The organism is Bradyrhizobium sp. (assembly GCF_035570375.1).
GTDB lineage: Bacteria > Pseudomonadota > Alphaproteobacteria > Rhizobiales > Xanthobacteraceae > Bradyrhizobium.
This window is the reverse complement of sequence record NZ_DATMLW010000153.1, coordinates 22609-45610: the sequence shown is the minus strand read 5'-3', so window position 1 is coordinate 45610 and position 23002 is coordinate 22609. Positions and strand designations below refer to the sequence as shown.

General features: G+C 60.0%; 21 protein-coding genes. 14 read left to right on the top strand and 7 right to left on the bottom strand.

Annotated elements, in window-relative coordinates:
• Positions 1-58: 58 nt before the first annotated feature.
• Entirely contained in the window at positions 59-850 is a 792-nt protein-coding gene (locus VNX23_RS16120) for a Crp/Fnr family transcriptional regulator (protein ID WP_414643018.1), read from the bottom strand.
• Between the two features lie 564 nt (positions 851-1414).
• Here VNX23_RS16120 and VNX23_RS16115 point away from each other — a divergent pair.
• Entirely contained in the window at positions 1415-2314 is a 900-nt protein-coding gene (locus tag VNX23_RS16115) for a YihY/virulence factor BrkB family protein (RefSeq protein ID WP_325631588.1), read from the top strand.
• A 75-nt stretch (positions 2315-2389) separates the two neighbouring features.
• Here the strand turns inward: VNX23_RS16115 and VNX23_RS16110 are convergent, their stop codons facing one another.
• Together VNX23_RS16110 and VNX23_RS16105 are read right to left on the bottom strand one after the other, a co-directional pair.
• On the bottom strand, positions 2390-2512 hold the full coding sequence (locus VNX23_RS16110; protein WP_325631728.1) for a hypothetical protein: 123 nt from the start codon (positions 2510-2512) through the stop codon (positions 2390-2392).
• Positions 2513-2642: 130 nt separating this feature from the next.
• Positions 2643-3032 carry a response regulator gene (locus VNX23_RS16105; protein ID WP_325631587.1) on the bottom strand — a complete coding sequence of 130 codons (390 nt, stop codon included), beginning with the start codon at positions 3030-3032 and terminating at the stop codon, positions 2643-2645.
• Between the two features lie 76 nt (positions 3033-3108).
• Here VNX23_RS16105 and VNX23_RS16100 point away from each other — a divergent pair, with 76 nt between their 5' ends.
• The 3 genes from VNX23_RS16100 to VNX23_RS16090 are packed head-to-tail and all read left to right on the top strand — an operon-like array spanning position 3109 to position 7400.
• On the top strand, positions 3109-3453 hold the full coding sequence (locus tag VNX23_RS16100; RefSeq protein ID WP_325631585.1) for a hypothetical protein: 345 nt from the start codon (positions 3109-3111) through the stop codon (positions 3451-3453).
• 45 nt (positions 3454-3498) lie between these two features.
• A complete protein-coding gene (locus tag VNX23_RS16095; protein ID WP_325631584.1) occupies positions 3499-6657 on the top strand; it encodes a CheR family methyltransferase in 3159 nt (1052 codons plus the stop codon).
• Positions 6657-7400 (top strand): Crp/Fnr family transcriptional regulator, encoded by a 744-nt coding sequence (locus tag VNX23_RS16090; protein ID WP_325631582.1) that lies wholly within the window; start codon positions 6657-6659, stop codon positions 7398-7400. The genes VNX23_RS16095 and VNX23_RS16090 overlap by 1 nt, the downstream gene beginning before the upstream one ends.
• A gap of 141 nt (positions 7401-7541) precedes the next feature.
• Here VNX23_RS16090 and VNX23_RS16085 read toward each other — a convergent pair whose 3' ends face one another.
• Positions 7542-7811 (bottom strand): hypothetical protein, encoded by a 270-nt coding sequence (locus VNX23_RS16085; RefSeq protein WP_325631581.1) that lies wholly within the window; start codon positions 7809-7811, stop codon positions 7542-7544.
• Positions 7812-8907: 1096 nt separating this feature from the next.
• On the opposite strand from VNX23_RS16085, the gene VNX23_RS16080 reads away from it, so the two are divergent.
• Positions 8908-10815 carry a KUP/HAK/KT family potassium transporter gene (locus tag VNX23_RS16080; protein WP_325631579.1) on the top strand — a complete coding sequence of 636 codons (1908 nt, stop codon included), beginning with the start codon at positions 8908-8910 and terminating at the stop codon, positions 10813-10815.
• Between the two features lie 43 nt (positions 10816-10858).
• On the opposite strand, the gene VNX23_RS16075 is transcribed toward VNX23_RS16080, so the two are convergent.
• Positions 10859-11404, bottom strand: coding sequence for a hypothetical protein (locus VNX23_RS16075; RefSeq protein WP_325631577.1), 546 nt, complete (start codon positions 11402-11404; stop codon positions 10859-10861).
• A gap of 271 nt (positions 11405-11675) precedes the next feature.
• Here VNX23_RS16075 and VNX23_RS16070 point away from each other — a divergent pair, with 271 nt between their 5' ends.
• Complete coding sequence (locus VNX23_RS16070; protein ID WP_325631575.1) at positions 11676-12215, top strand: CAP domain-containing protein; 540 nt, start codon at positions 11676-11678, stop codon at positions 12213-12215.
• A gap of 8 nt (positions 12216-12223) precedes the next feature.
• On the opposite strand, the gene VNX23_RS16065 is transcribed toward VNX23_RS16070, so the two are convergent.
• Entirely contained in the window at positions 12224-13138 is a 915-nt protein-coding gene (locus VNX23_RS16065) for a hypothetical protein (protein WP_325631574.1), read from the bottom strand.
• A 214-nt stretch (positions 13139-13352) separates the two neighbouring features.
• Positions 13353-14801, bottom strand: a complete 1449-nt coding sequence (locus VNX23_RS16060; RefSeq protein ID WP_325631572.1) for a vanadium-dependent haloperoxidase — start codon at positions 14799-14801, stop codon at positions 13353-13355.
• Positions 14802-15055: 254 nt separating this feature from the next.
• On the opposite strand from VNX23_RS16060, the gene VNX23_RS16055 reads away from it, so the two are divergent.
• The 8 genes from VNX23_RS16055 to VNX23_RS16020 all read left to right on the top strand — a co-directional run bounded on the left by VNX23_RS16055 (position 15056) and on the right by VNX23_RS16020 (position 22996).
• Positions 15056-15349, top strand: a complete 294-nt coding sequence (locus VNX23_RS16055) for a GYD domain-containing protein (RefSeq protein WP_325631571.1) — start codon at positions 15056-15058, stop codon at positions 15347-15349.
• A gap of 933 nt (positions 15350-16282) precedes the next feature.
• Positions 16283-16990 (top strand): ABC transporter substrate-binding protein, encoded by a 708-nt coding sequence (locus VNX23_RS16050; protein WP_325631570.1) that lies wholly within the window; start codon positions 16283-16285, stop codon positions 16988-16990.
• Entirely contained in the window at positions 16900-17220 is a 321-nt protein-coding gene (locus tag VNX23_RS16045; RefSeq protein WP_325631569.1) for an ABC transporter substrate binding protein, read from the top strand. Before VNX23_RS16050 ends, VNX23_RS16045 begins: the two co-directional genes overlap by 91 nt.
• Before the next feature lie 375 nt (positions 17221-17595).
• Positions 17596-19302 (top strand): PQQ-dependent dehydrogenase, methanol/ethanol family, encoded by a 1707-nt coding sequence (locus VNX23_RS16040; protein ID WP_325631567.1) that lies wholly within the window; start codon positions 17596-17598, stop codon positions 19300-19302.
• Between the two features lie 32 nt (positions 19303-19334).
• Complete coding sequence (locus VNX23_RS16035; RefSeq protein WP_325631565.1) at positions 19335-19670, top strand: cytochrome c; 336 nt, start codon at positions 19335-19337, stop codon at positions 19668-19670.
• Positions 19671-19783: 113 nt separating this feature from the next.
• Positions 19784-21691 carry an adenylate/guanylate cyclase domain-containing protein gene (locus VNX23_RS16030; RefSeq protein ID WP_325631564.1) on the top strand — a complete coding sequence of 636 codons (1908 nt, stop codon included), beginning with the start codon at positions 19784-19786 and terminating at the stop codon, positions 21689-21691.
• 214 nt (positions 21692-21905) lie between these two features.
• Complete coding sequence (locus VNX23_RS16025; RefSeq protein WP_325631562.1) at positions 21906-22418, top strand: thiamine pyrophosphate-binding protein; 513 nt, start codon at positions 21906-21908, stop codon at positions 22416-22418.
• Between the two features lie 2 nt (positions 22419-22420).
• A complete protein-coding gene (locus VNX23_RS16020; protein ID WP_325631560.1) occupies positions 22421-22996 on the top strand; it encodes a thiamine pyrophosphate-dependent enzyme in 576 nt (191 codons plus the stop codon).
• The last annotated feature ends 6 nt before the right edge of the window (positions 22997-23002 follow it).

Below are 23002 nucleotides of genomic sequence, written 5' to 3'. Positions count from 1 at the left end.
CCGCGCCTCCCTCATTGCCGGGAGAGGCTTCGCATGGCGACGGCAAACGCCTGGTCATTTAAGAGGATACGGAAAACGTCGGCGCATCTTCCGGCGAGATAGGGGGGGCCGGCTCGGACCGCGCAAATTCGGTCACGTGGCGCAGGCCAAGATAGTCGGGCTCGAAGCGGGCGAGATGAACAAGCATTCGCCAGTCGCTGATCGTAATCATCCTGGATTGCCACTGCAAAGCCCGTCTTCGCCGCAGTTCCTGTATGATGCGATTGGCGTGCACGGGTGAGATCGCGCAGGCAGCGGCGAGGTCGGACTGGGTGAACGGCGAAGGAAGCCGATGGTCGTGGGAGAGCCCGACGGCCCTGAGGCGGACAGTGATTTCGCAAATCAAATGGGCGACGCGTGCCAGTGAATCCCTGCTGCCGAGGTTGATGATCCAGTTTCGCAGGCAAGCTGTTTCTGCCATGTCCAGGTGCCGGATTGCCCGAGCAAGGCCCTCCGATTGCAACGAAATGTCGTGGAAAAAGCCACGAGGCACGAATGCCACAACGACCGGGCCAAGAGCGGTCAGGTGAGCACCCAGCTGTGACGCCGCGACGGTGTGCAGATCAGGTACGTCTCCGGGAACGTAAATTGACGTGATCTGACCGCTACCGGGATCCTTCCAGCAAAGATATCCCTGCAGCAGCAGACAGCAGTTGGACGGCTGATCGCCCTTGCGCAGGACGTGATCATGAGAGCCGAAATGGCCGATCGTATAACTCATTCTCGTGAGGAGCTCGAGATCGTCGTCTGACAGCTCAGCGATGCTCGTCAGGCGATCGGCAAGCTTTGTAAACGCAAAACCTCTCTGCATCCTTGTACTCGTCGAACTGGAACCACTCAGAATACTGCTTTGGTGCGAGCTGCGCCGAAGTAAGCATCGATAGGCAAGCTCGTTGCTCTGCCGGACGCAAGAAATATTGTTGCCGCTCAATGCGCCGGCTTCCTGAAAAGTTCCAATCTACCATGCCTCAGGCTCCATGAATGGTATTATGGGAAGGCTTCAACCCAAAGATAGTAACCCGGAGTTGTGGTTGGTCTGCCCATCACCGGTTCTGGCCTCTCCGATGCCATGCGCTTCGGGCCCGTTTGGCCGAAGGAATTTCGGGGGCGCGCATGGTGCCTGGCGGCTGGCGCGAACACCTGTGTCTGCGGCCACGGTCCCAGGCGCAGCCGATTTGGTGGCTTTTCCGTTGCGATCCCTGGGAAGGAAATGGTGCGTCGGCTCAAGGGAACGCGTCGCAAGGTGGCGGCTTGATAAGCGATGTCGAATGCTGCTGGGAACGCCGAACAAATCCGTTGGCACGAAACCGACAAACCTGTCGGACCGAAACCGGCATCAATTGAGCCCTGCGCCCGAAGTCTGCTTCCGACCTTATTGGCGAAGTGGAAAGACGTCTTCCTTGGCACCTACCGCCGCATCAACCGTGATCGCATTCTTGCGACCGCCGCGGGGGTCGTGTTTTACGGATTGCTGGCAATATTTCCGGCGATCACGGCGCTTGTTTCCAGCTACGGATTGTTTGCCGATACCGCGACCATATCGAAAAATCTCAATTTGCTGGCGATGATGCTGCCCGAGGGTTCCTTTGCCATCGTTCAGGATGAGGTCGGGCGCGTCGTTGAAAAGCAGAGCTCCTCGCTTGGCCTGACTTTCGCCTTCGGATTGCTGCTCGCGATCTGGAGCGCAAATAGCGGCACCAAGGCGATCATCGACGCGCTCAACGTCGCTGATGAGGAAGAGGAAGAACGCGGTTTCTTCCGCCTCAACCTAGTTTCGCTTGCCTTCACGGTTGCCGGGCTGATCGCCGTCCTCTTCATGGTTGGTGCCGTGGTCGTGGTGCCGCTGGTATTGGGATATTTAGGTCCTGACGCGCTCGTCGAACTGCTGGTCCAGGCAGGCCGGTGGCCGGTATTGGCCTTGGTGTTGCTGGCAGCCCTGATGGTCCTGTACCGATATGGGCCGAGCCGAAGTCCGCCCGGATGGCGCTGGCTCAGCGTCGGTGCGCTCGTGGCCCTCGTGCTTTGGCTGATCGGCTCCTCGCTCCTGTCGTGGTACCTGTCGAATTTCGGCAGCTACACCGCAACCTACGGATCGCTCGGCGCCGCGATTGGTCTCATGATGTGGATGTGGATGTCCGCCATTATCATCCTGGTCGGCGCGGAACTTAATTCGGAGATATGGCGGCAAGCTGTCGTAAAGGACAAGGCGGGTTCGGATCAAGGCTCGCCAGCGATCGCAAAAACCGCTCGCGCTACGGCAAATGTTCCGGACTGACGCTTAGCTGGCGAAAGAGAAAACGGCCGCGCGCCGCGAGTACGGCAAGAAGGACCACTGCCAGCGCCCACGAGGTCAGGCCGTGTAGACCATCGGCGCACCGCCATGCGATAAACCGCTACGCCCGGCGAGGTAACCGCCGCAGCCGAAATTGACGAGTGCCTGCAAAACGAGATAGATGCCGGAAAGCAGCCACAACGCACGACGGATGTGGCGCTAGCAGAGAACGGCGGCGGCGATCGGGTAATTTTCGACGCGTGGGCGCGCCTCATGAGCCATTGGCGGTTCTATCTCGCCGACCAAAACTTCGGCATGCCAGCGGGAAGGGTCAGCGAGCGCCGATGAGATCAACCAGATCGCGGGCCATTGCGGCTAGGTCCAGCGGCTTTTCCCACAGCTGGATGTCCTGAAATTCTTGTTCGATCGAACTGCAGTCGTAACCGGTCGTGAAGACGAACGGTACTTTTCGCGCGCGCAGGATACGAGCCAAAGGAAAGGCGAGCTCGGATCGCAAATTGACGTCGACGACGGCCGCATCGATGGCGATATCGCCGTTCACGAGCTTGGTGGCCTCTTCAAGTTCGCCAACAGGGCCCACGATGCGGGCCCCCATTTCCTTCAAGATTTGGACGATGTCGTCGGCGAGGAAGTATTCATCCTCGACGACCAGAACGCGGCGTCCTGAAAGCGGCTTTTGAACAATGGATTGCAGGGACATCTATTTTTCCCCCAAGGTCAAACAGGAATATTATGCCGGCGGAAATGCTTATCGCAAGCGGCTCTGCGAGGCCGGCTTGACGAGCAATCGCGATATTGTCGTCATCGGCGGTTCGGCAGGGGCCACCGCGCCCTTGAAGGAAATCCCGAGCCGAATACGATCCGCGGGCAGCGGTCGTGGTTTACATAATCCGCTGCAGGGTGTTGAAATTTTGACAAAGGCGGCGAGCAACGCGGCCCCGCTGACTGTTGTGGTCGAGCGGACCTTTGCGCGCCGGCAAACTCGAACGGCTCCAGAACTCAAAATGTACCGGCGCCGCGACGCCAATATTGGCCTTGCTTGCTTCAGGATTGGCATCACAATACCTGCCTCGACTCCGCGTGCCTCGACCACCCCGTCGAACATGCCCGCGATCCGGTAATGACCATCCTCTCGAAGTGCCGAGGCTAGAGCAGGAAACCGAAGCATGGTTGAAGGCGGTCAGTCACTGCAAGAAGAGAAGCGTCAGCCGAAGTCTCCGCTGATCGTCGGAGTGGGCGCGTCCGCCGGCGCATTGAGCAGCATCGAGCGGTTTTTCTCCAAATTTTCACCCGATGCTGAACAGGCGATCGTCCTTGTGCTGCAGCACAGGGAGGCCTTCAAAGAAGGCTCGCTAACAGGAACGTTCGAACGTCTGGACGGTGCTCGGATTTTCGAAATCACGGACGGAATGGAGATCAACGGCGGCATCATATACCTGTGTCCCGTCGATGCGATCACCACGATTGAGGGCCACAAATTCGCCGTCAGACCGGCCCGGCAGGCGCCAGGCGAACGAGCCGCCATTGACAGCTTTTTGGTTTCCCTCGCCGAAGAACGGGCGGGGCAGTCGATTGGCGTAATATTGTCGGGCACCGACGGCGATGGAACGCTCGGTGTTGCTGCGCTGAAGGACCATGGCGGGCTTGCGATCGCCGAGCGCCTCCCCCAGGAAGCCTCCGAGCACCTGACCGAAGGCAATACGCCGGCCGCCATTGCGGATTTCGTCCTGCCGCCGGAGGATATCCCCGGGCATATCCAGCTCTACGCTCACCATTTGCGTCGGCTCGAAGAGAAGCATGGCTTCGATGGGGTTCTCGCCTCCGAATCCTTGTCCCGCATCGCCGATATTCTTCGCAACAAGACCGGAAGCGATTTCCACGGTTACAAGCAGAACACCTTCATGCGGCGTGTGCAGCGGCGGATGCAGGTCGTGCAGATCGATGACATCGCCGCTTACGTCGATTTCCTCCGTTCCGACAGGGATGAGGCCCAGCATCTCTTCACCGACCTTCTGATCGGCGTCACAGAATTTTTCCGCGACAAGCGCGAGTTCGAAGTTCTCGAAACCGAGGTGATTCCCCGGATTTTCAACGGCAAGGCGGCGGGACAACAAGTTCGGATCTGGGTTCTTGGCTGCGCTACGGGCGAAGAAGCCTATTCGATTGCGATCCTGCTGGCCGAGCACATGGCAAAGTTCGAACCCTCTCCGCAAGTGCAGATTTTTGCAACCGACATCGACGGCCGCGCGCTGGCCGCCGCGCGAGTCGGGCGTTATCAAACCGGCATCAAAACCAATATGTCGCCGGAGCGGCTAGCCCGCTGGTTTGTGCGGGAGGGCGATACCTATTGCGTGGTGAAGGAGCTGCGCGAAATGTGTATCTTCTCGCAGCACAACGTCATCAGGGATGCACCGTTCTCCAGACTCGATTTGGTCTCATGCCGCAACCTCCTGATTTATCTGAACGCGGATTTGCAGAATCGGGTCATTCCGCTTTTCCATTTCGCCCTGTTGCCGGACCGTTTCCTCTTCCTGGGTAGTTCGGAAAATGTGACGCGGTATCCGAAATTGTTCGTGCCGGTCGATCGTCGCGCGCCCATCTTCAAAAAGCTCGACACCGGCAGCCGGCTGCCGCCGGAATTTCCGATCACCGCTGCGGCAGGGAGAACTCTTGAGGGTCCTCCGCCCCGACTCGGTCCCGACGTCGGTCTCGAGCGCCGCGCCCAGCGCGTCGCCGAGCGACATGGGCCGGCCTACGTCATCACCGACGAAGATTTCCACGTTCTCCACTTCTCGGGCCGCATGGGGCGATATATCGAACCTACCACCGGCACGGCGACACTTGATTTGCTCGGCCTGGTCCACCGCGATCTGCGCCCGGAGCTGCGTACCGCACTAAGTCGGGTACGCGAGGCGAACGAGCCGGTGCTGGCGGAGCAGATCAGGCTCGGCTTGAACGGCCACAGCCTGCTCGTGGACATCACGGTTGAGCCGATTTTGGAAGCGCCGACCGGGCGGCGCAATTTCGTCGTCCTGTTCAAGGATGGAACGAGCCGTTCTGTCGATGATGGGCACACAAACCCAGACGGGTTGGTGCGAACGGAGCATGTCGAACGCCTTGAGAGCGATTGGCGTATCACGCGCGAGCGTCTGCAAACGACGATCGAGGAGTTCGAGAACACGAATGAAGAGCTCAAGTCTTCCAACGAAGAGTACCAGTCGCTTAATCAAGAGCTGCGATTGGGAAATGAGGAGCTGGAAGTTTCGCGGCAAGAGCTTCAATCAGTCAACGAGGAATTGACAACAGTCAACCGCGAACTGGCGCGCCGCGTGCAAGATCTGACGCGGGCGAACAGTGACCTCAAGAACTTCATTGAGAGTACCCAGATCGCCAGCGTTTTCCTTGATAACGATCTGCGCGTGATGAATTTCACGCCGGCGGCCATTACCGACGTGCTGCACCTTGTCGAAACCGACGTCGGTCGTCCGATCGCGCACATCAAGGCCCGCATCCCGATCGAGGAGCTCTTTGACGACGTCCGTCAGGTGCTGCGGACATCGTCGAGTAGCGAGCGGGAGCTGACGGCACCCGATAGCGGAACGCGATTTATCGTGCGTATCCTTCCGTATCGCGGCATCGATAATTTCATCGTCGGCGTGGTCATCACCTTCATCGACGTGACTGCGATCACCCGCGCCGAGGAACGTCAGCGTCTTCTCCTGGCCGAGTTGCAGCACCGGGTGCGCAATACCCTGAGCGTCGTTCGCTCGATCGCCCGGCGTTCGGCTGAAACCAGTACCAGCGTGGAGGAATATGCATCTCACCTCGATGGCCGCCTGAATGCCTTTGCACGGACGCAGGCGGTCGTCACCCGCGATCCTGAAAGTGGCGTCGACCTCGAATACCTCATCGTGGAGGAACTGCTGGTCTACAACGTGCGGGAGGGCGAGCAGCTGCGCATCTCGGGTCCGACCATGCGTTTGCAGCCCAAGGCCGCGGAAACCTTTGCGCTGGCGATCCACGAACTCGCCACCAATGCGATCAAATACGGCGCGCTGAGCCAGCCCGCAGGTCGGATAGACATATGCTGGCGCGCCGATAATGCCGCCGAGCCGGCGCAGCTGATCTTCGCTTGGCGGGAGAAGGGAGGTCCGTCGGTGACGCCTCCGAGGCGCAAGGGCTTCGGAAGCGAGTTGCTCGAGCGGACCATAGCCTTCGAGCTCAAGGGCAAGACCACGTTGGCGTTCGATCCGGCCGGTTTTTCCTGCACTATCTCCGTTCCGATCACCCGCCGGCTTGTTCGCACATCGATAGCGGGTGTCTGATGCTGATCGTGGGGCAGGAAAGCGGTCACGAGCAGGCGGTCCTTCGCCGGCTCAACGCACTACGACGGCTTTCCGAGGAAGGTGCGGTCGCGGTAAAGGCGGCGTTGCTCGAAAGAACTGTCAAGGTCGCGGCCGGCGAGGACGTCGCTTGCGAGGGCGACAGGCCCGACAAGGTGCGGATATTCCTTTCGGGATGGGCCTGCCGCTACAAGGTCCTGGAGGACGGCAGGCGGCAGATCGTGAATTTCGTCATGCCCGGAGAGACATGCGACGCGCACGTCTATCTTCTTTCCGTCATGGATCATTCGATCGGGACGCTGACGCCGGTTGTCTATTCCGAGCTTGATCGCGCAGCATTCGAGCATTTGATCTCGATCGATCGATCCGTGGCTGAGGCTTTCCATTGCGAGGCGCTCGCGGACAGCTCGGTCCAGCGGGAGTGGGCGATCAACCTCGGTCGTCGGGACGCACTGGAGCGTGTCGCACATCTGCTTTGCGAGCTGTTCGAGCGCTTGAGAGTCGTAGGTCTCGTAGACCGACAATCCTTTGCCTTTCCTGTCACTCAGATGGATCTGGCCGACGCGACCGGCCTGTCCACGGTGCATCTCAACCGAACGCTGCAGGAACTGCGGGCGTCGCGCCTGATTACCTTGAAAGACCGATCTTTGACGATCCACGATTTCGAGGCCTTGAGCAGAATGGCTATGTTCAGCCCGAGCTATCTTCACCTGAGGTATAAATAGTAATGAAGCCCGAGCTGGCAGCGCGATGCAGCCAGTGGTTCGTCTGGACGTCTCGGATGCGTGGGAGCGCGAGCATTCGTCCCGAAATAAATAAGGAATTCGCTTAAATCCAGCCCGAGGGGCCGAGCGTCCCTTTTGCAGTCACGTCGAGGGTGAAGGCTTGCTCAAGGAGCGCTTCTTGGGACTCTTGCTCAACATGGTGATCACATTGTCTGGGGTCGGGGCGTCTGGAGATCCCAACCACGCCTCGATGCGCAATGCCGTTTCGGCCTGACGGACCTTGCGCCAGAGCAGGGTCTGCTCCACTCCGGGCGGCAGATTTCTCGCCCGCTCCCGCAGTCGCGCCGCTTCTTCCGCCAGGCGCTCGGCAAGAGAGGTGGTCTGCCTAAAACGGCGACGTTTTTTCACCATGAGTTACTCCTCATTGTTCGCCCGATAGCCGGGAATCACTAGCTCCTGAATCACGGTGATGCGCTAACCTAAGTGAATTTCTCGGGCACATTTTTTTTGAGACGAGATTCGCTGGGAGGTGAAAAACGTCGGCGCCGCGCCGGGATGGAATTGAGCATCGTCGATGGCGTTCTGCAGGGCGTGGTCACTTCGCTCGGCAGGCCGAGCACACACCAGAATCTGGTTTGCGCGACCGCGGCTTTCAGAGACGACGATCGTCGTCCTTGGAGCTACGCGGAGGTGTTCTGTGGCGCATCGGGGCCTGCGCCGATTCCGTGCATCATCCCAAAAATCCGCGCGCAAAAAGCGCGCCGGCGCAAGGCGCGACTGGCGCGGTATTGAATTTTATTTCCGCGAGAAGGCTTGTGGGCGCAAACTTGATGCAATCGGCTCGCCTCGCCCGTTGAACGAGAGACGCCGCGGAATTCATTTGGAATACAGTGTGCCTGCTCGGGCGCGCCCCCCGCCAGTACCGCCGGTTTAGAGAAACAGCCGGGACATCCGCCCCAAGATTTCACTTAGAATAATGCGGGACGCACTTTTCGGAGCAATCGTTGGAACGCGATCCACCCACCTCGCCCGTAGGCGGATCGGACCCAGACGGCCTCAGTGTCTCACTGAGGCCGTTATTTTTCTGGCGCGTCCGAAAGCGTCCGATTCCGCGAAAGCTTATCGCAGGACACGCGATCTGCATGAGAGGACGGTAAAGGTCCCGGCGTTGGGATCGGCGCTCCGCAAAAATCGCAATCGAACCCTCCTCGCGCTCCCGGACGCCGCCGAAATCTTCGAATACATCGTCGTCCGGCGAGAATTTCTACGACGTGCCAGCCATCCGGGGCGCTGCCACCGAGGGCTCGATTGCTCCATCATCAGGCAAAAACGCCGCGCGTTACCGCCGCGATCAGTGCGGCTGGTACTGTTGTTGCGTCACAAGTGTGATATAAGTCTGCAGCTTGAGATTGCTTTTCCCCGGATTTTCGGCAAGCGACGACGCTATCGCAAATCGCATGTGTAACCGCCGTCAGCCTCCTGCCGGCGCAAGTATGGGTCTAAAGCAATGACCGCCGCACCAACCGCAGGTTCCATCCAATCCAACGTGCTTCCGGTGGGTGCGACGATCGGCGCCCTTGGTGTCGTCTATGGCGATATCGGCACCAGTCCGCTCTACGCGCTGAAGGAAGCAGCCAGGGCAGCCGCAAATGGCGGCGCGATCAGTTCAGCGTCGATCCTGGGCGTGGTGTCGCTGATATTGTGGGCACTGATCCTGATCGTATCCATCAAATATGCGCTCCTGATCCTGCGTGCTGACAATCGGGGTGAGGGCGGCATTGTCGCGCTGCTGGCGCTGCTGCATGCGCGTAACGCCGCGCCGGGCACGTGGCGGGCGCAGCTGTTGGTTGTCGGCCTCGTGGGCGCTGCGCTGCTCTATGGCGACGGCGCGATAACGCCAGCGATATCGGTGCTGAGCGCCATCGAGGGGTTGAAAGTGGATGCGCCCTCGCTGAGCCCCGTTGTCGTCCCGGTCACGATCGTCATCCTGGTCGGCCTGTTTGCCCTGCAAAAGCGCGGGACAAGCTTTCTCGGCCAGATATTTGGACCGGTAATGTTTTTCTGGTTCGCCGTGCTCGCGGCATTGGGTATCCACGGCATCATCAAGGCGCCCTTCGTGCTTGCGGCCCTCAGCCCCCACCACGCGTTCGGGTTTCTGCTGCATGAGGATATCCGCATCAGTTTTGCAGTCCTCGGCGCCGCATTTCTTGCGGTGACGGGCGGTGAGGCGATGTATGCCGATATGGGCCATTTCGGCCGGGTGCCGATCCGCCTTGCGTGGTTCGGTATCGCGCTGCCGGCGCTTGTCCTGAACTATTTCGGACAGGCTGGCATGTTGATCACAGATCCGACTGCGCTCGATCACCCCTTCTATCAGCTCGCACCTGACTGGGCGCAGTATCCGCTCGTCGCACTCTCGGCGCTGGCCACGGTGATCGCCTCGCAGGCGATTATATCTGGGGTTTATTCGCTGACGCAGCAGTCGATTCAACTTGGTTTCCTGCCGCGCATGCAGATCAACCACACCACCAGTCACGCGATCGGCCAGATCTACGTGCCGCTGGTGAACTGGTTGCTCGCAGCGGCAACGTTGGGCGCCGTCATCGGATTCGGCAGTTCAGATGCGCTCGCCGGCGCTTACGGCATCGCCGTATCGCTGCTGATGGTCATTACAACATTGTTGGCTGCTTTGGTTGCGATCCAATGGGGCTATTCGCCCGTGATCGTGATCGCCGTGAACGGCTTCTTCTTCATTATCGACTGCATCTTCTTCGCGGCAAATTCGACCAAGCTGTTCGAGGGGGGCTGGTTTCCGCTGGTATTGGCATTCGCGGTTGCGTTCCTGATGCTCACCTGGCGAAGCGGCGTCAGGCTGGTCGAGCGCGCGCGCGGCAAGCTGCGACAGCCGGAGGAAGAGCTGATCGAAACCGCGATCGCCAAGTGCCACGCCCGGCTTTCAGGGACTGCGATTTTCCTGGCCTCCACGCCAAATGGGGTTCCGCTCGCCCTGACGCAGTTCGTCAAGCACAATCATTGCCTCCATCAGCGCGTGCTGCTGGTGACCGTCTTGATCGAGGAATTGCCACGCGTCGCTGACGAAAATCGTGCCGAGGTAATCGAAATCACAGAAGGCATCACACGGGTAATCCTGCACTTCGGATTCATGCAGTATCCGACGATTTATGAAGGGCTGAAGCTCGCCTGCCAGCAGGGCAAGCTGCAAGGGATAGATCTTTCCAACGTCACCTACTACGTCGGCCGCGAGACGATCATTCCACGCCAGGATGTTCCGGGCATGTGGGTGTGGCGTGAATCGATTTTCGCATTCCTGCAGCGAAATGCCGAGCGGACGGCCGCGTTCTTCGATGTGCCCACCGGCCAGGTCGTCGAGTTCGGGACCGAAATCGAGATTTGATCTCGAATGCTATTGTGCGCCTGGCGTTGCAAGATGGGTTATCTCATCTTCGCCAATCGTGGATGAGGTTGCGGAACAACAGCTCGATCACCGCAAGCGTCACGAGGAGGCCCGTCAACATCAGGATCAGTCCCACCGGGGTAATTGTGGGATCGGCTTTCCGCCCTGCGGTCGGCGAGATGTCGATCTGCTCATCCCTGCTGGAAACGACTGGCGAGGCCACCTGCACGACGTCGACCCACCGATCGAGCCAGTCCATCCCGGGCATTTCAATGGCGGCAATGGACGTCGGTACATCCGAGGCCCCGATCGGTGTATCAGCCGCCAGCATCTCCGACATCGCATTGCGCCATTTGGGCTCCTCGACGAGAGGCGATCGACTGTCCCGCCGGGCGTTTTGATCTTCGCTCGGCTTGATGCGGGCGAGCCGCTGCCGCGGTGCCGTCGCATCCCAGCAGTGGCCCGAACCGTGCCAGAAAAGATGCGAGGTCGAAAATTGCTGACGCGCCTCGGCCATAGTCATGCAGGATTTCGACGCATGTGCCGGCGTGGTCGCCACCAGGGCAATAAGGATCACGACGGTGCGCATGGGCTGCTCCGTGTCTCATCGCTACGGCCGCCGCCGAAATTCCCCGCGCCCTAGAATCACCTTGTACGAGTCTAGGTTTGAAGAAGTGCAAAATATGACCGATTTTAAAGGACAATGTGGCCATCGCTGTCTCTGGCCCGCTGGCGTTGCGCATCTCGGGGCGCAAACGTACTACGCCTGAATGATCAGAACCCCAGGGCCGCCCTAATTTTGTCTTACCTGGTTTGTTAGCAATCGCAGGATGGGGTTCCTTTCTGATGACGGCAGACGAATGATTCTTCGCAGATCTCGGCGTGCGATGTTGATCGCGCTCGGGCTTGCGTTCGGCCTCTGCGGTCCGGTCGCCGCCCAGTCCGCGAACCAGGCAGAGCTGATCTCGAGCTTTCGGCTTCAGCACGGCGAAGGCAAGGTGAAGATCGACCCCACGCTCAACCGGATTGCTCATGAGCAGGCCGCGGCCATGGCAGCCAATGACGTGCTCGATCATTCTGTACTCGGCCCGTTCGGTTCGCGCGTGGCGTCGGCAGGCTCGCATCGAGCCGCCGAAAACATCGCCTTCGGATATGACAACTTCCCGAAAACCCTCGATCAGTGGATCGCCTCCAGCGGACACCGCAGCAATCTGCTGTTGCACGACGCATCGCGCGTGGGTGTCGCGAGCGCCAGAAGTTCGAAAAGCGGCCGCACCTATTGGGCGATGGTGATCGCGGGAGAAGACGTCCGCACCAAGCCGGCGAAGGGAGAAAAGACGAGGGTCGCGACCACGCCGGAACAGACCTGCCGGCTGAAGATTCTCAGCCTTTGTTTGTGACATAAAGCCTACCTGGTCGATCGTCCGACCATGAGCAGGATGCCGCCGATCTGCGGCAGCAATGCCAGCAACACCAGTCGAAGCATCGCGAAGTCGTCGCCCGTTGGCCGCAGGGCGCCGCGGCTGATCCATCCAACGATCCGCACCGCCGCTTCCGTCTGAGGATCGGCGCTCTGCTCGACCGACTTCATCGCTGCATCCAGCGCCTGCCGGCGTTCATTGACGGTTGCCTCGCGCTCGCGGCAGAACCTGCCCACCCCGTTCCTGCATTCGCGATCGCGCGCCGCCATCGCATCATTGAGCGCGGCCTGGGCCGATGCAACGGCGGGCGTCACGCGGGAGGCGCGCATCATCGTGGCGTCCGCGATGTTCAGCGATGCGAATCCGATCCCGGCCGTTACCGCAAAGACGAACGTCATCGCCCAGAAACTCCAGGCGACCAGCGCCGTGACGCGCTGGCGGGCCTGCCAAAGTGCGGCCGCGCAGGTCGGCATGACGAGCGCGACAAGATCTGCAGCCACGCCAACGGCGAGGAAAAGCCAGCCCGCAATGTCATTTGATCCCAGCGAGCGCGCAAACCAGCCATTCATGGTAATGCCGACGCCAGCCAATGCGAGCGCAGCGGTCGATAACAGCAACGCTGAGATTCTCCGCCGCGGCCGCGCTACGGGCAAACTCGCCTGCGTCGTCGCGCGCGGCAGCGGCGTCACCGTCGCTTCGGTCAATCCCAGATCGACGGAGGAAAACTCCGGCGGAATCAGCGTCGCCGACGCCGAGGAGTCCTCCTCCATCGGCGCGGCCGGCTTTACCGCTTGCCGCTTGCGCCGGCGATTGGCCTTGGCGCGCGCAGAGCTGGTCCTCGCCTTCCTCTTTGGCGGGGCTTGATGGAGGGGAATAACCGATGCAGTAGTGTCTTCAGCCATTGGAACCGGTCCCTTTCGGTTGCGATGGTCAGGCGCGGCGTCGTGCTGCAACACGGCGTTGCGCCGCTCAATCGAATCGATGGTTGAGGACTCTCGCGCCGGATCGCGGATGGAGCAAGGCACGCGCCTGTCTATCCACGCGTATGAGGAGTTGCCCACAAAAGGATTTGCGCTTCAATCCAGAGTCTTGACTGTGAGATTCTCGCCATCGCGCTTACTTCGCATCAGCCTTTTCTTTCGTCTCGGCATCGGCGGACGCGGTTTTTTGCAAATAGTGGCTCCAGATGTAGTCGGTCACGCGTTGCGCCATGTCGCGCCCCGCCGGGCCCGAGTGGCGCCAGTGAACGCCGCCATAGGTCCGCGAGATCATCACCTCATCCTGGAGCGCGGTGAAGGAGGTGTAGGTGCGTGGCGGCGCTGTGGGGTCGGAGAACGAAATGGTGCGGAAGGTGAGGTTCTCGCCGAAAGCCTTGCGGAAGGAGGCGGTGAGCGCACCCGTGCGGGCGGCGTGACCGGAGGGATATTCGGGATTCGGCGAGGTGGTCAGAACCGGCTGCCAGGCGTCGTCGTGCAAAACGCCGAGCCCGTTGGGCTGGTCCGCCGGCACCTGTCGGTACTGTGTGATCGGGCGGCCGAAGCGGTAGTGGTATTTCCAGAACCAATGGCTCGCATGGGCATCGTGCGCGGACATCGCCGTCAGCGCGATGATCCTCAGTAAATCGGTGCCGGTCTGGCGAATATCGGCGGAAGCGAGAATGTCGATCGTGTTGCCGATCTGCGAACCGAAATTGCCGTCGTGGAAGCGTGCAGTCGCGTCGGTCTCTGCGGTGCGGGCCGAGCGCGAGCTGTTCGAAGTGCCGTAACGATAGAGTTCCTCCCACTGTGCCTTGAATTCCGGGCTGTCCGGGTCGAGCGGCGGGACGACAAACGTCACATCGCCACCGGCAAGACCGAAAGCGGCGACGCCGAAGGGGCGGACGCTGGTGTAGCCGGAGGATTGAGGTGGATCGGGGAAATAGGGCAGGCCGTACTGGTACTGGTTCCAGTCGGTGCCGTTGACGACTTTGGTGTCAGCCGGCGGGTGGCCGTCGTCGGCGCGGTTTTTGAGCATCTCCTGGCCGACGAAGTTGCCGAGCGCCACACCGTTGACGTAGGCGGGCGATGCCGGATCGAAGGCTGCGGTGTGAATCGCAAATTCGCTGGCGTGGGCGAAACGGCGAAGATGGGCGAGCGCATTTTTGGGCTGTGAGGGTGGCGGAGCGAACAGCCCATCGAGCACGACCTGGGCGGCCTTGGCTACGGCAACGCGCCTCGAGGCAATTTTCAGATCGATTCCGTCAGGGATCGAGGCGGGCGAGACGGCGTAGGGCGCATATATCCGGTCGATCGTGTTCGATGCTTCGAACATCGCGAGCGCCATCATCGCCCAGCCGCGCAGTCCCGACGAGCCGCCACCCGGCGAATTCAATGCATTCGTCGATTCATAGAGCTTGTCGTGCCACTCGGCGATGTCGAAGCGGGTCAGGTCGTCTCCGGTTGGACCGTTGCCGGCGTCGCGCTCCGCTGCAAGCGCCAGGCCCGCGCCGAAGGCAAGGCTGAAGACAAGGCTGAGCAGAACCAGCGCAGCGCGCGCCGCAGAACGCGACCTTTGCAGAGTACGCATTTTTACTATCCCCCACGGACTGACGGGCACAGTCTCGCCCGTGTTGGGGGCGTATGCAACGAGGGCCGGTGCATACTTTTGGTCAGACTCGGGTTCATCGAAGTCGGGCCCGGCCACGACAAGTGAGGGAAAGCATGCCGTGGGTTCCCGTTTCACGCGCGCGTCACAGATCGGCTCGGCGAAGCCGGCGATTTGTGGCATGCTTCTCCCCGTTGGACCGGTAGACGGCCCTGTAAGCCAAGGGAGACACTGTCATGTCCATGTATATGCTGCTTTGCAGTTACACCGACCAGGGCGTGCGCACCATCAAGGAGATGCCGAGCCGCCGCGCGGCCTCGCGCGAAAAGGCCAGCAAGCTCGGCGTTGAAATCAAGAATGCCTGGCTCGCGCTTGGCGCCTATGATTTCATCCTGCAGCTGGAAGCGCGCGACGAGGAGACGGTCGCAAAGTTCGTGCTGTCGTTGGCGACCATGGGAAACCTGCGAACCACCACGGTCAGGCTCTTCTCCGACGCCGATTACGAGAAAATCGTCAACGGAATTGTGTAGCGCGATCATAAGACGGACTTTCGAGCAGGGTCGCTATCGCAAACCGCGATGAGAGGAAAACGCGACCAGACCTTCTCGCGGCGCTGGTCATGCGTCCGAGGCCTGAAAGCGGTCACCCTCGATGGAAAAGGAGGGCGCAGGGAATGCCGGGTGCTCGGATAGCACCCGCAGCCTCGCGTGCGAAAGTGAAGAAGCACGCAAGCATAGTCACCACAGGTTCACCGCAACATGCCGGCATTCCCTGCACGACGGTTTTACGGCTTACTCCGCGCTCTCCCCGGTGATCGGGCTTGTTTGTCACCGTCATCGGCGCGATGGATGACCATCACTCGCCAATTTGATGCCAGCGTCGAGGCATCAGGACCACGCGACTTCGCTGTCCGTTAAGGCGCGCACGTTCGTCTGCAGGCGCACCACGGCCGTCGCATCCCGCGTCCTACGTTCGTGACGATCGCGATACGCCCCTCCAGATGGGCGCGGGACGGCGGGAAAGGTGAAGTGTTTCGCCCCGACGCCACAAGTGCGGACGCCTGCGGCAAGTTGGCGCGACGGGCAATTTGCGCATGGCGGCGATGCATGATTTGCCGGGCCAAGCCGGCGTCGCGACGTCTGCGGTGAGATGGGGCTTTTCGAGCGTTGCCATCGACGGCAGCAAGTTTTCAAGGCCGTGACGAAGCGCGGCTGGATCGGGTCACTGGGCCTTTGCTTGCTGAGGTTCCTTTCTGCGGCAGCAGACGACTTGGCAAGTCGAAGCCCAATCCGGCTGCCAGTTGTCGGGATCGGTCAGCGAGATTTGCTGGTCGGACGACGCAAGCCGCACGGGCACTGGAGCTGATCAAGTTTCGAGTCCGAATGGGGCCGTTTCTCACTCGCCGCTCGTTCGCAAAGTGCTAGACTTTGTTATCGGCCAAGCGTGTTCTCCCAGGGGTTCACATGCGGCGGCGCGACTTTATTTCGGCTCTTACCGGCGCTGCGTGGTCGCTCACAGCAGACGCGCAGCCGCTGAAGCAGATGCACCGCATTGGCTTTCTGCGGGTAGGACCACCACCTGCGTCATTCATTGACGGTTTTCGACAAGGATTGCGCGAACAGGGCTATGCTGAAGGCCAACATTACGTCATCGAGTACAGCCTGGCGCAAAGTGCAGCGCAAATCCCGGAGGCGGCCGCCGAGTTGGTACGTCACAAAGTGGACATTATCGTCGCCTCCGGAACGCCCTCGGTGCTGCCGGCCAGGGACGCTGCAGGTCCAATCCCGGTGGTCTTCGTGGCCGCCATTGACCCGGTGGCGGCGGGGCTCGTAGCGAGCCTTGCCCGGCCCGTCGGCAACATCACCGGAATGACCACCATCAGCGCCGATGTCACAGCGAAACGATTGCAGATGGTCAGACAGTTGCTTCCCCAGCTTAGCAAAATCGCGCTTCTGATCCGCGAGTCCAGTCCTGACACCGCGCAGTATGTGAAGGAATCAGAGAATGCAACAAGGAATTTGAGCGCGATCCGAAAGATCTCGAAGGGATATTTGCCGCGGTACGAGGGGCGAGCGCCCTGGTGGTGGCAGATGACGCCGAGTTTACAGCTCATCGCGCCCAGATTGCAGAGCTTGCGCTCAAGAACCAACTGCCGACCGTTTTCGGGCTAAGGGAACAGGCGGAGGCTGGAGGGCTCATGGCTTATGGGCCGAGCTTTGAGGAACTCTATCGGCGCGCGGCGAGCCATGTGTACAAAATCCTGCAGGGTGCCAACATCGCCGATCTTCCGATCGAGCAACCAGTGAAGTTCGAGTTCGTGCTGAATATGCGGACAGCGAAAGCGCTCAACCTCACCATTCCGCTATCACTGCTCGCCCTCGCCGATGAGGTGATCGAATAAGGTTGTTTGCTGCAGTGCATGAGTCCGGAACTGGCCCCTTACCGGACATGGAACGATGTCCGACTTGAGTCCGCTTTCGAGGGCAAAGCGGGAGTTGGATGTCGGGGCCGTCAGGTCAGCTTATGACCCTGGCTGTGTAAAAACGAAAAAAATCGCAACGCGACGAGAATGACATTCTTCAGTTTCATTTCTAAGTCGAATGCACTTGCGAACTGAATGCCTGAAACGGTCTTAGACGAATAACTTCTTCTACCCGGAGCGGACATCAGGACTCATCGACGTCTGAGGGCGCTGTGCGTGCCAATTCTCGCTCGCTGCCCGGCGGCAAAGTGCTAAGCTTTAGGCATTCAACAAGTGTTCTTCAGGGAGGATGACATGAAGGTGCGCTTCGCCGCCGCGCTCGTGGGCGCGACTCTCCCGCTCGCCGCATTCGCGCAGACTGGGCAAGATCTCCTCAACGACGGAAAGACACCCGGTGACGTGCTGACCTACGGGATGGGTATGAGCCAGCAGCGCTACAGTCCCGCAACACAGATCGATCGGAACACCGTCAAGCGCCTGGTCCCGGCTTGGTCCTACAGCATGGCCGACAATCGAGGGCTGGAAGCACAGCCGCTGATCAAGGACGGCGTCATCTACCTGACCGACCACGAGAAGACAGTCGCGGTCGACGCCCTGACGGGCAAGGAAATCTGGAAGGCGATGATCGAGTATGCACCAGAGACGACCAGGGTCGTTTGCTGTGGCATTGTCAACCGCGGCGGCGCGCTTTTCGACGGCAAGTTCTACCGCACAACGCTGGATGCCCAGGTGATCGCGCTCGACATCAAGACGGGCAAAGAAGTATGGCGTACCAAGTCTTCCGACCCGAAGGACGGCTATTCGATGACGGTGGCGCCGCTGGTGGCAAACGGGATCGTGATCGCCGGCGTCTCGGGTGCGGAATTCGGCGTGCGCGGTTATCTGGAAGGCTACGACGCCCAGACCGGCAAGCAATTGTGGCGAACCTATACGATCCCCGCACCCGGCGAACCTGGCTCCGAGACCTGGGCTGGCAGTTCGCTGACACATGGCGGAGGCAGCACCTGGGTGACAGGTTCCTACGATCCGGAACTCGATCTTGTGTTCTGGGGTATCGGAAATCCTGCGCCCTGGAATCCGCTTAATCGCAGAGGCGACAATCTACATACGAATTCGATCGTCGCGTTTTCGCCGAAGACCGGAAAACCGGCCTGGTTCTATCAGATGACACCAAACGATCCGTTCGACTATGACGGTGTCAATGAACTGATCCAAGCCGAACTGACGATCGATGGCATGCAGCGCAAAGTGATCATGCAGGCAAACCGCAACGGCTTCCTGTACGTGATTGAACGAGCGACCGGGAAGCCCTTGGCGGTCAATCCCTTTGTCAAGGTTACCTGGGCTGACCGAATTGATCTGGCAACCGGCCGGCCGGTCTGGAGCGACGAAACGAAGATGATCGTGGAAAAAGGCGGGAAGGCGCGCATTTATCCGGCGTTGCAGGGGGGAAAGAACTGGGCACCGATGTCCTTCAATCCTACGACCGGGCTCCTGTATATCAACACGCTCGATTTTGGCATGGACTATGAGACCCTGCCGGCCGAGCAAGTCGCTGACCTCAAGCCCGGCCAGCCACATTATGGCGTCAATCGCCCAGGTGCCTATGATCCGGATCAGCGCGGATATTTGCGCGCTGTTGATCCGCTCACCGGTAAGTCCAAATGGTCCATCCCCTTCAAGAGCCCCAATATCTGTGGCACGCTGGTGACAGGCGGCGGCCTCGTTTTCACCGGAATGATGACCGGCGAATTTCTCGCCGTCGATTCCGATACAGGCAAGATTCTCTGGCAATTCCAAACACCGTCGGGTGTTGTCGGTCAGCCCGTAACCTGGGAGAAGGACGGCAAACAGTATGTGACAGTTACCAGCGGGATTGGTGGGGTGTACGCCATGAAATCCGGCGACCCCAATCTGGTGCACGTCCCGGCCGGGGGCACGCTGTGGAACTTCAAACTATTCGAGGAATACGCGCCCCAGCGGACCAGTTCGGTCCAATAGGCTGCATAATCTGAAGCGCATCATCGAAGCCAATGCGTATTCACAAGAATGCTGGCCTGCGAATGACGGCCGTTTCGCTCGCGTGTGCTCTTATCGTACCAATCTGTCTGGCGGACGAGGGAAACCCGAGCGCCCAAACGGGCGCGATGGTGTATCTGGATTACTGCTCGTCGTGTCACGGGGATGGGCTGCAAAATACCAGCGGAGGATTGACGTTCGACCTTCGACGCCTCCGGCCGCAGGATCATGACCGGTTCGTCAATTCCGTTCTGAACGGAAAAAACCAAATGCCACCGTGGCGCGGTGTGCTCGATCAGCAGCAGATAGAGTCGATCTGGGCCTATATTCGTGCGAATGTTGACAGGTAGGCTCCGTCCATTCACGTCAAGTCGGCTGTTGGCCGCACCGGACACCTAGCGACCATGGAAAGTGAGGTCTAGTCTGATACGATCCGTTCTGTGATGGCCAAGAGGGCGGCTCCATGGTCCAAAAGCGCCTCGAGCGCAGGCTGGCGGCAGTTCTGGTCGCGGACGTGGCGGGTTACTCGCGGCTGATGGAGCGCGACGAGGAGGGGACCCACCAGCGATTAAGTACGCTGCAGCACGAGTTAATCGAACCGACGATCAGGGAATTTCAGGGGAGGTTTATCAAGAACACCGGCGACGGGGCGCTCGTCGAGTTCGCGAGTGTGGTTGATGCCGTGCGCTGCGCGGTTGAAATCCAGCGCCGGGTGTTTGAGCGCAACGCCGACGTTCCAAGCGACCGGCGCATCGAATTTCGCATCGGCGTGAATCTGGGTGATGTCATCGTGGAGCCCCGCGACATCTATGGCGACGGCGTCAACATTGCTGCACGTCTGGAGGCCCTGGCCGATCCCGGCGGACTATGTATCTCCCACACTGCCTATGACCAGGTCCGCGACAAAGTTCCATTCGGCTTTGAGGACAAGGGCGAGCAATCGGTCAAGAATATTGCCCGGCCGGTGCGCGTATACGCCTTGAGCGCAAATACGGTCGCCGCTTTGCCAGCGGCTCCTTTGACAGCGGAAGCGCATCGACGGTCGCGGTTTCGATTGAATCGGAGCTGGCTCGCGGCCGGCATCGCAGGGTTCATTCTGGTCGCGGCCGCGCTCTGGCTTGGCATCAGATCAGGCAAAACGCCTCAAGTCGCTGCTGGTACGTCGCGTTTCTCAATGGTCGTGCTGCCGTTTGCCAATTTGAGCGGCGATCCCGCGCAGGACTATTTTGCAGACGTCATTACGGAGGGACTTACAACTGCCTTATCGCGCGGCGTCAAGGGTGGATTCGTCATCGCGCGGAGCACGGCGTTCACCTACAAAGGCAAAGCGGTCGATGTAAAACAGGTCGGCAAGGAGCTCGGCGTGCACTATGTGCTGGAAGGAAGCGCCCAGCACAGCAGTGGCAAGGTTCGGGTAAACGCTCAGCTCATTGACGCCGAAACTGGCGTACATATTTGGGCAGACCAGTTCGATGCGGATCGGTCCGACTTGCTTGAGATGCAGGATGAGATAGTCATTCGCCTGTCCCGCGCGCTTTCGATTCAGCTCATTGACATTGATCTTGCTCGCGCGATGCAGACCCGGCCAGGAAACCCGGATGCGCAGGACCTGGCGATGCAATGTCTTTCCGGCGTGTACAGGTCAGGCGATTTCCTCTCCGTTGACCTGTGTCGGCGCGCGCTGCAGCTTGACCGTAATAATGTGCTCGCTCTCGGTGTAACGGCGTTTGCCACAATCTTCCCGGTCATCACCGCGCAAAGCAGCAATCCGAACGACGCCATCAAGGTAGCCGATGAACTTGCCACTCGGGCGCTCGGCGTCGATCCCAAATACCACGCTGCCCATGGTGCCAAGGCCTGGGTCCTCATGGCGGAAGGCCGTCACGAGGAAGCAATCGTTGAGGGGGAACGTTGTCTTGCGCTCAATCCGAGCGCCATCGAGTGCTATCTGGTTCTTGGTAGCGTCAACAATTTTCTGATTCGACCAGACCGTACGCTGGAGCTGATCGACAAGGCAATTCGTCTCAGCCCGCGTGACCCGACGCTGTGGGGGCTTTATGAGGTGAAAGGCGAGGCTTTCTTTACCATGCAGCAAGACGTCCATGCGATCGAATGGATACGTCGGTCCGATGCAAGTGCCCCGAGCCGGGATCCCTACGGAATGTTGATATTAATCTCGGCTTTGGCGTTAAACGGGCAGCAAGCTGAAGCGGGCGAGGCACTCAAATTGTATCTCGCAGACCCCAGGGAAAGGAGTAGGACCGTCACCGAATTTAAAACGCAGCAGCTATCCATGGCGAACAGTCCAGATTGGATAGCTTACAATGAAAGGTTTGCTGAAGGTCTTCGCAAGGCAGGACTGCCATACTAACAAATCATCTTGGGACGAATCCTCGAGCAGATGACGCTCAAGCAGGCTTTCCCCGATCGCATTTCGACTTCTGCGTTGGTCCCTCGCGTCGTTTTGCGGCCCAAGAACGTCGATGGCAATCGCTCCGGTGTGTCCCGGAGGACGAGCAGCTCGCCAGAAAGCGATTGCGTGTGCTAAACTACTCACAGGGCTCGCGACGGCAGGAAAGAGAGCAATGCCAGTTTCACTCGTCAACTCCCAAGTGATCTACGATGCCCTCAAAGCCTGCGACGTGAAGATCATTTCCGCCCTGCCGGAGACCTGGCTGGTGCACCTTATCCGCCTGGCCGACGACGACCCCGAAGTCACGCTCATACGCGTCGCAAAGGAAGAAGAGGCGATCGGCATCTCCGCCGGGGCACACCTGGCGGGTGTCAACTCCGCGCTGCTGATGCAGAACCACGGCTTCCTCGCGGCAATCAACCCGATCGTCTCGCTGGCGCTGCTCTATAAGATTCCACTGCTGATGCTCATCAGCTACCGCGGTCACATGGGGGAGCGCGATCCCTGGCAGACGCAGGGCGGCATGGTGACCGAGCCGCTGTTGCGGACACTAGGCATTCCTGTCTGGCATCTCTCAAACCCCGAAGACGCTCAACGCCGCATCAAGGACGCCCAGACGCTGGCAAACGCGTCGCTCTCGCCGATCGCCGTGCTGCTGACGCGCGAGCTAATGTGGGAGGAGTAGGCATGTTGCGCGCGGATGCCCTGCAGGCAATCTATCCGGAGGTGAAAGACCAGATCGTCGTCACAATCATGGGCGCCGTCGCGGCGGAGCTCTACACCCTCGGCCACCGCGCCAACTTCTTCTACCTTGAGCACGCGATGGGGCTGGCTTCCTCGACGGGACTGGGCATCGCGCTCGCCATGCCGCGCCACAAGGTGGTTGTGATCGACGGCGACGGCTCGCTGCTGATGAACCTCGGCACGCTGAGCACGATGGCGCGTTATCGGCCCGGCAACCTCTTGCATATCGTCTTCGACAATGGAAGCTTGCTCTCCGTCGGCGGCTTCCCTACAGCCACTGCGACCGGGACCGATCTGGCTGGCGTGGCGCGGGCTTGCGCTGTTCCGCGGGTAGCAGAGGCGGACACGCCCGAGCGGCTCAAGCAGGCTGTCGCAGACGCATTGGCAGGCAGCACGTTAACGACTATCGTCTCCAAGGTTGAGGCGATTGGGCCCAAGTCGTTCCACATGGATTTGCCACTATTGGAGAATCGCTTCCAGTTCAAGCGTGCGCTGGAGGCGCTGCGGCAGCACGAGTGAGACGTG

Coding starts and splice junctions, on each gene's coding strand:
- VNX23_RS16085 (WP_325631581.1), bottom strand. CDS start 7,811: ATGGTGAAAAAACGTCGCCGTTTTAGGCAGACCACCTCTCTTGCCGAG.
- VNX23_RS16055 (WP_325631571.1), top strand. CDS start 15,056: ATGTCCATGTATATGCTGCTTTGCAGTTACACCGACCAGGGCGTGCGC.
- VNX23_RS16120 (WP_414643018.1), bottom strand. CDS start 850: ATGCAGAGAGGTTTTGCGTTTACAAAGCTTGCCGATCGCCTGACGAGC.
- VNX23_RS16020 (WP_325631560.1), top strand. CDS start 22,421: ATGTTGCGCGCGGATGCCCTGCAGGCAATCTATCCGGAGGTGAAAGAC.
- VNX23_RS16075 (WP_325631577.1), bottom strand. CDS start 11,404: ATGCGCACCGTCGTGATCCTTATTGCCCTGGTGGCGACCACGCCGGCA.
- VNX23_RS16095 (WP_325631584.1), top strand. CDS start 3,499: ATGGTTGAAGGCGGTCAGTCACTGCAAGAAGAGAAGCGTCAGCCGAAG.
- VNX23_RS16035 (WP_325631565.1), top strand. CDS start 19,335: ATGCGTATTCACAAGAATGCTGGCCTGCGAATGACGGCCGTTTCGCTC.
- VNX23_RS16040 (WP_325631567.1), top strand. CDS start 17,596: ATGAAGGTGCGCTTCGCCGCCGCGCTCGTGGGCGCGACTCTCCCGCTC.
- VNX23_RS16060 (WP_325631572.1), bottom strand. CDS start 14,801: ATGCGTACTCTGCAAAGGTCGCGTTCTGCGGCGCGCGCTGCGCTGGTT.
- VNX23_RS16090 (WP_325631582.1), top strand. CDS start 6,657: ATGCTGATCGTGGGGCAGGAAAGCGGTCACGAGCAGGCGGTCCTTCGC.
- VNX23_RS16065 (WP_325631574.1), bottom strand. CDS start 13,138: ATGGCTGAAGACACTACTGCATCGGTTATTCCCCTCCATCAAGCCCCG.
- VNX23_RS16025 (WP_325631562.1), top strand. CDS start 21,906: ATGCCAGTTTCACTCGTCAACTCCCAAGTGATCTACGATGCCCTCAAA.
- VNX23_RS16030 (WP_325631564.1), top strand. CDS start 19,784: ATGGTCCAAAAGCGCCTCGAGCGCAGGCTGGCGGCAGTTCTGGTCGCG.
- VNX23_RS16105 (WP_325631587.1), bottom strand. CDS start 3,032: ATGTCCCTGCAATCCATTGTTCAAAAGCCGCTTTCAGGACGCCGCGTT.
- VNX23_RS16050 (WP_325631570.1), top strand. CDS start 16,283: ATGCGGCGGCGCGACTTTATTTCGGCTCTTACCGGCGCTGCGTGGTCG.
- VNX23_RS16080 (WP_325631579.1), top strand. CDS start 8,908: ATGACCGCCGCACCAACCGCAGGTTCCATCCAATCCAACGTGCTTCCG.
- VNX23_RS16070 (WP_325631575.1), top strand. CDS start 11,676: ATGATTCTTCGCAGATCTCGGCGTGCGATGTTGATCGCGCTCGGGCTT.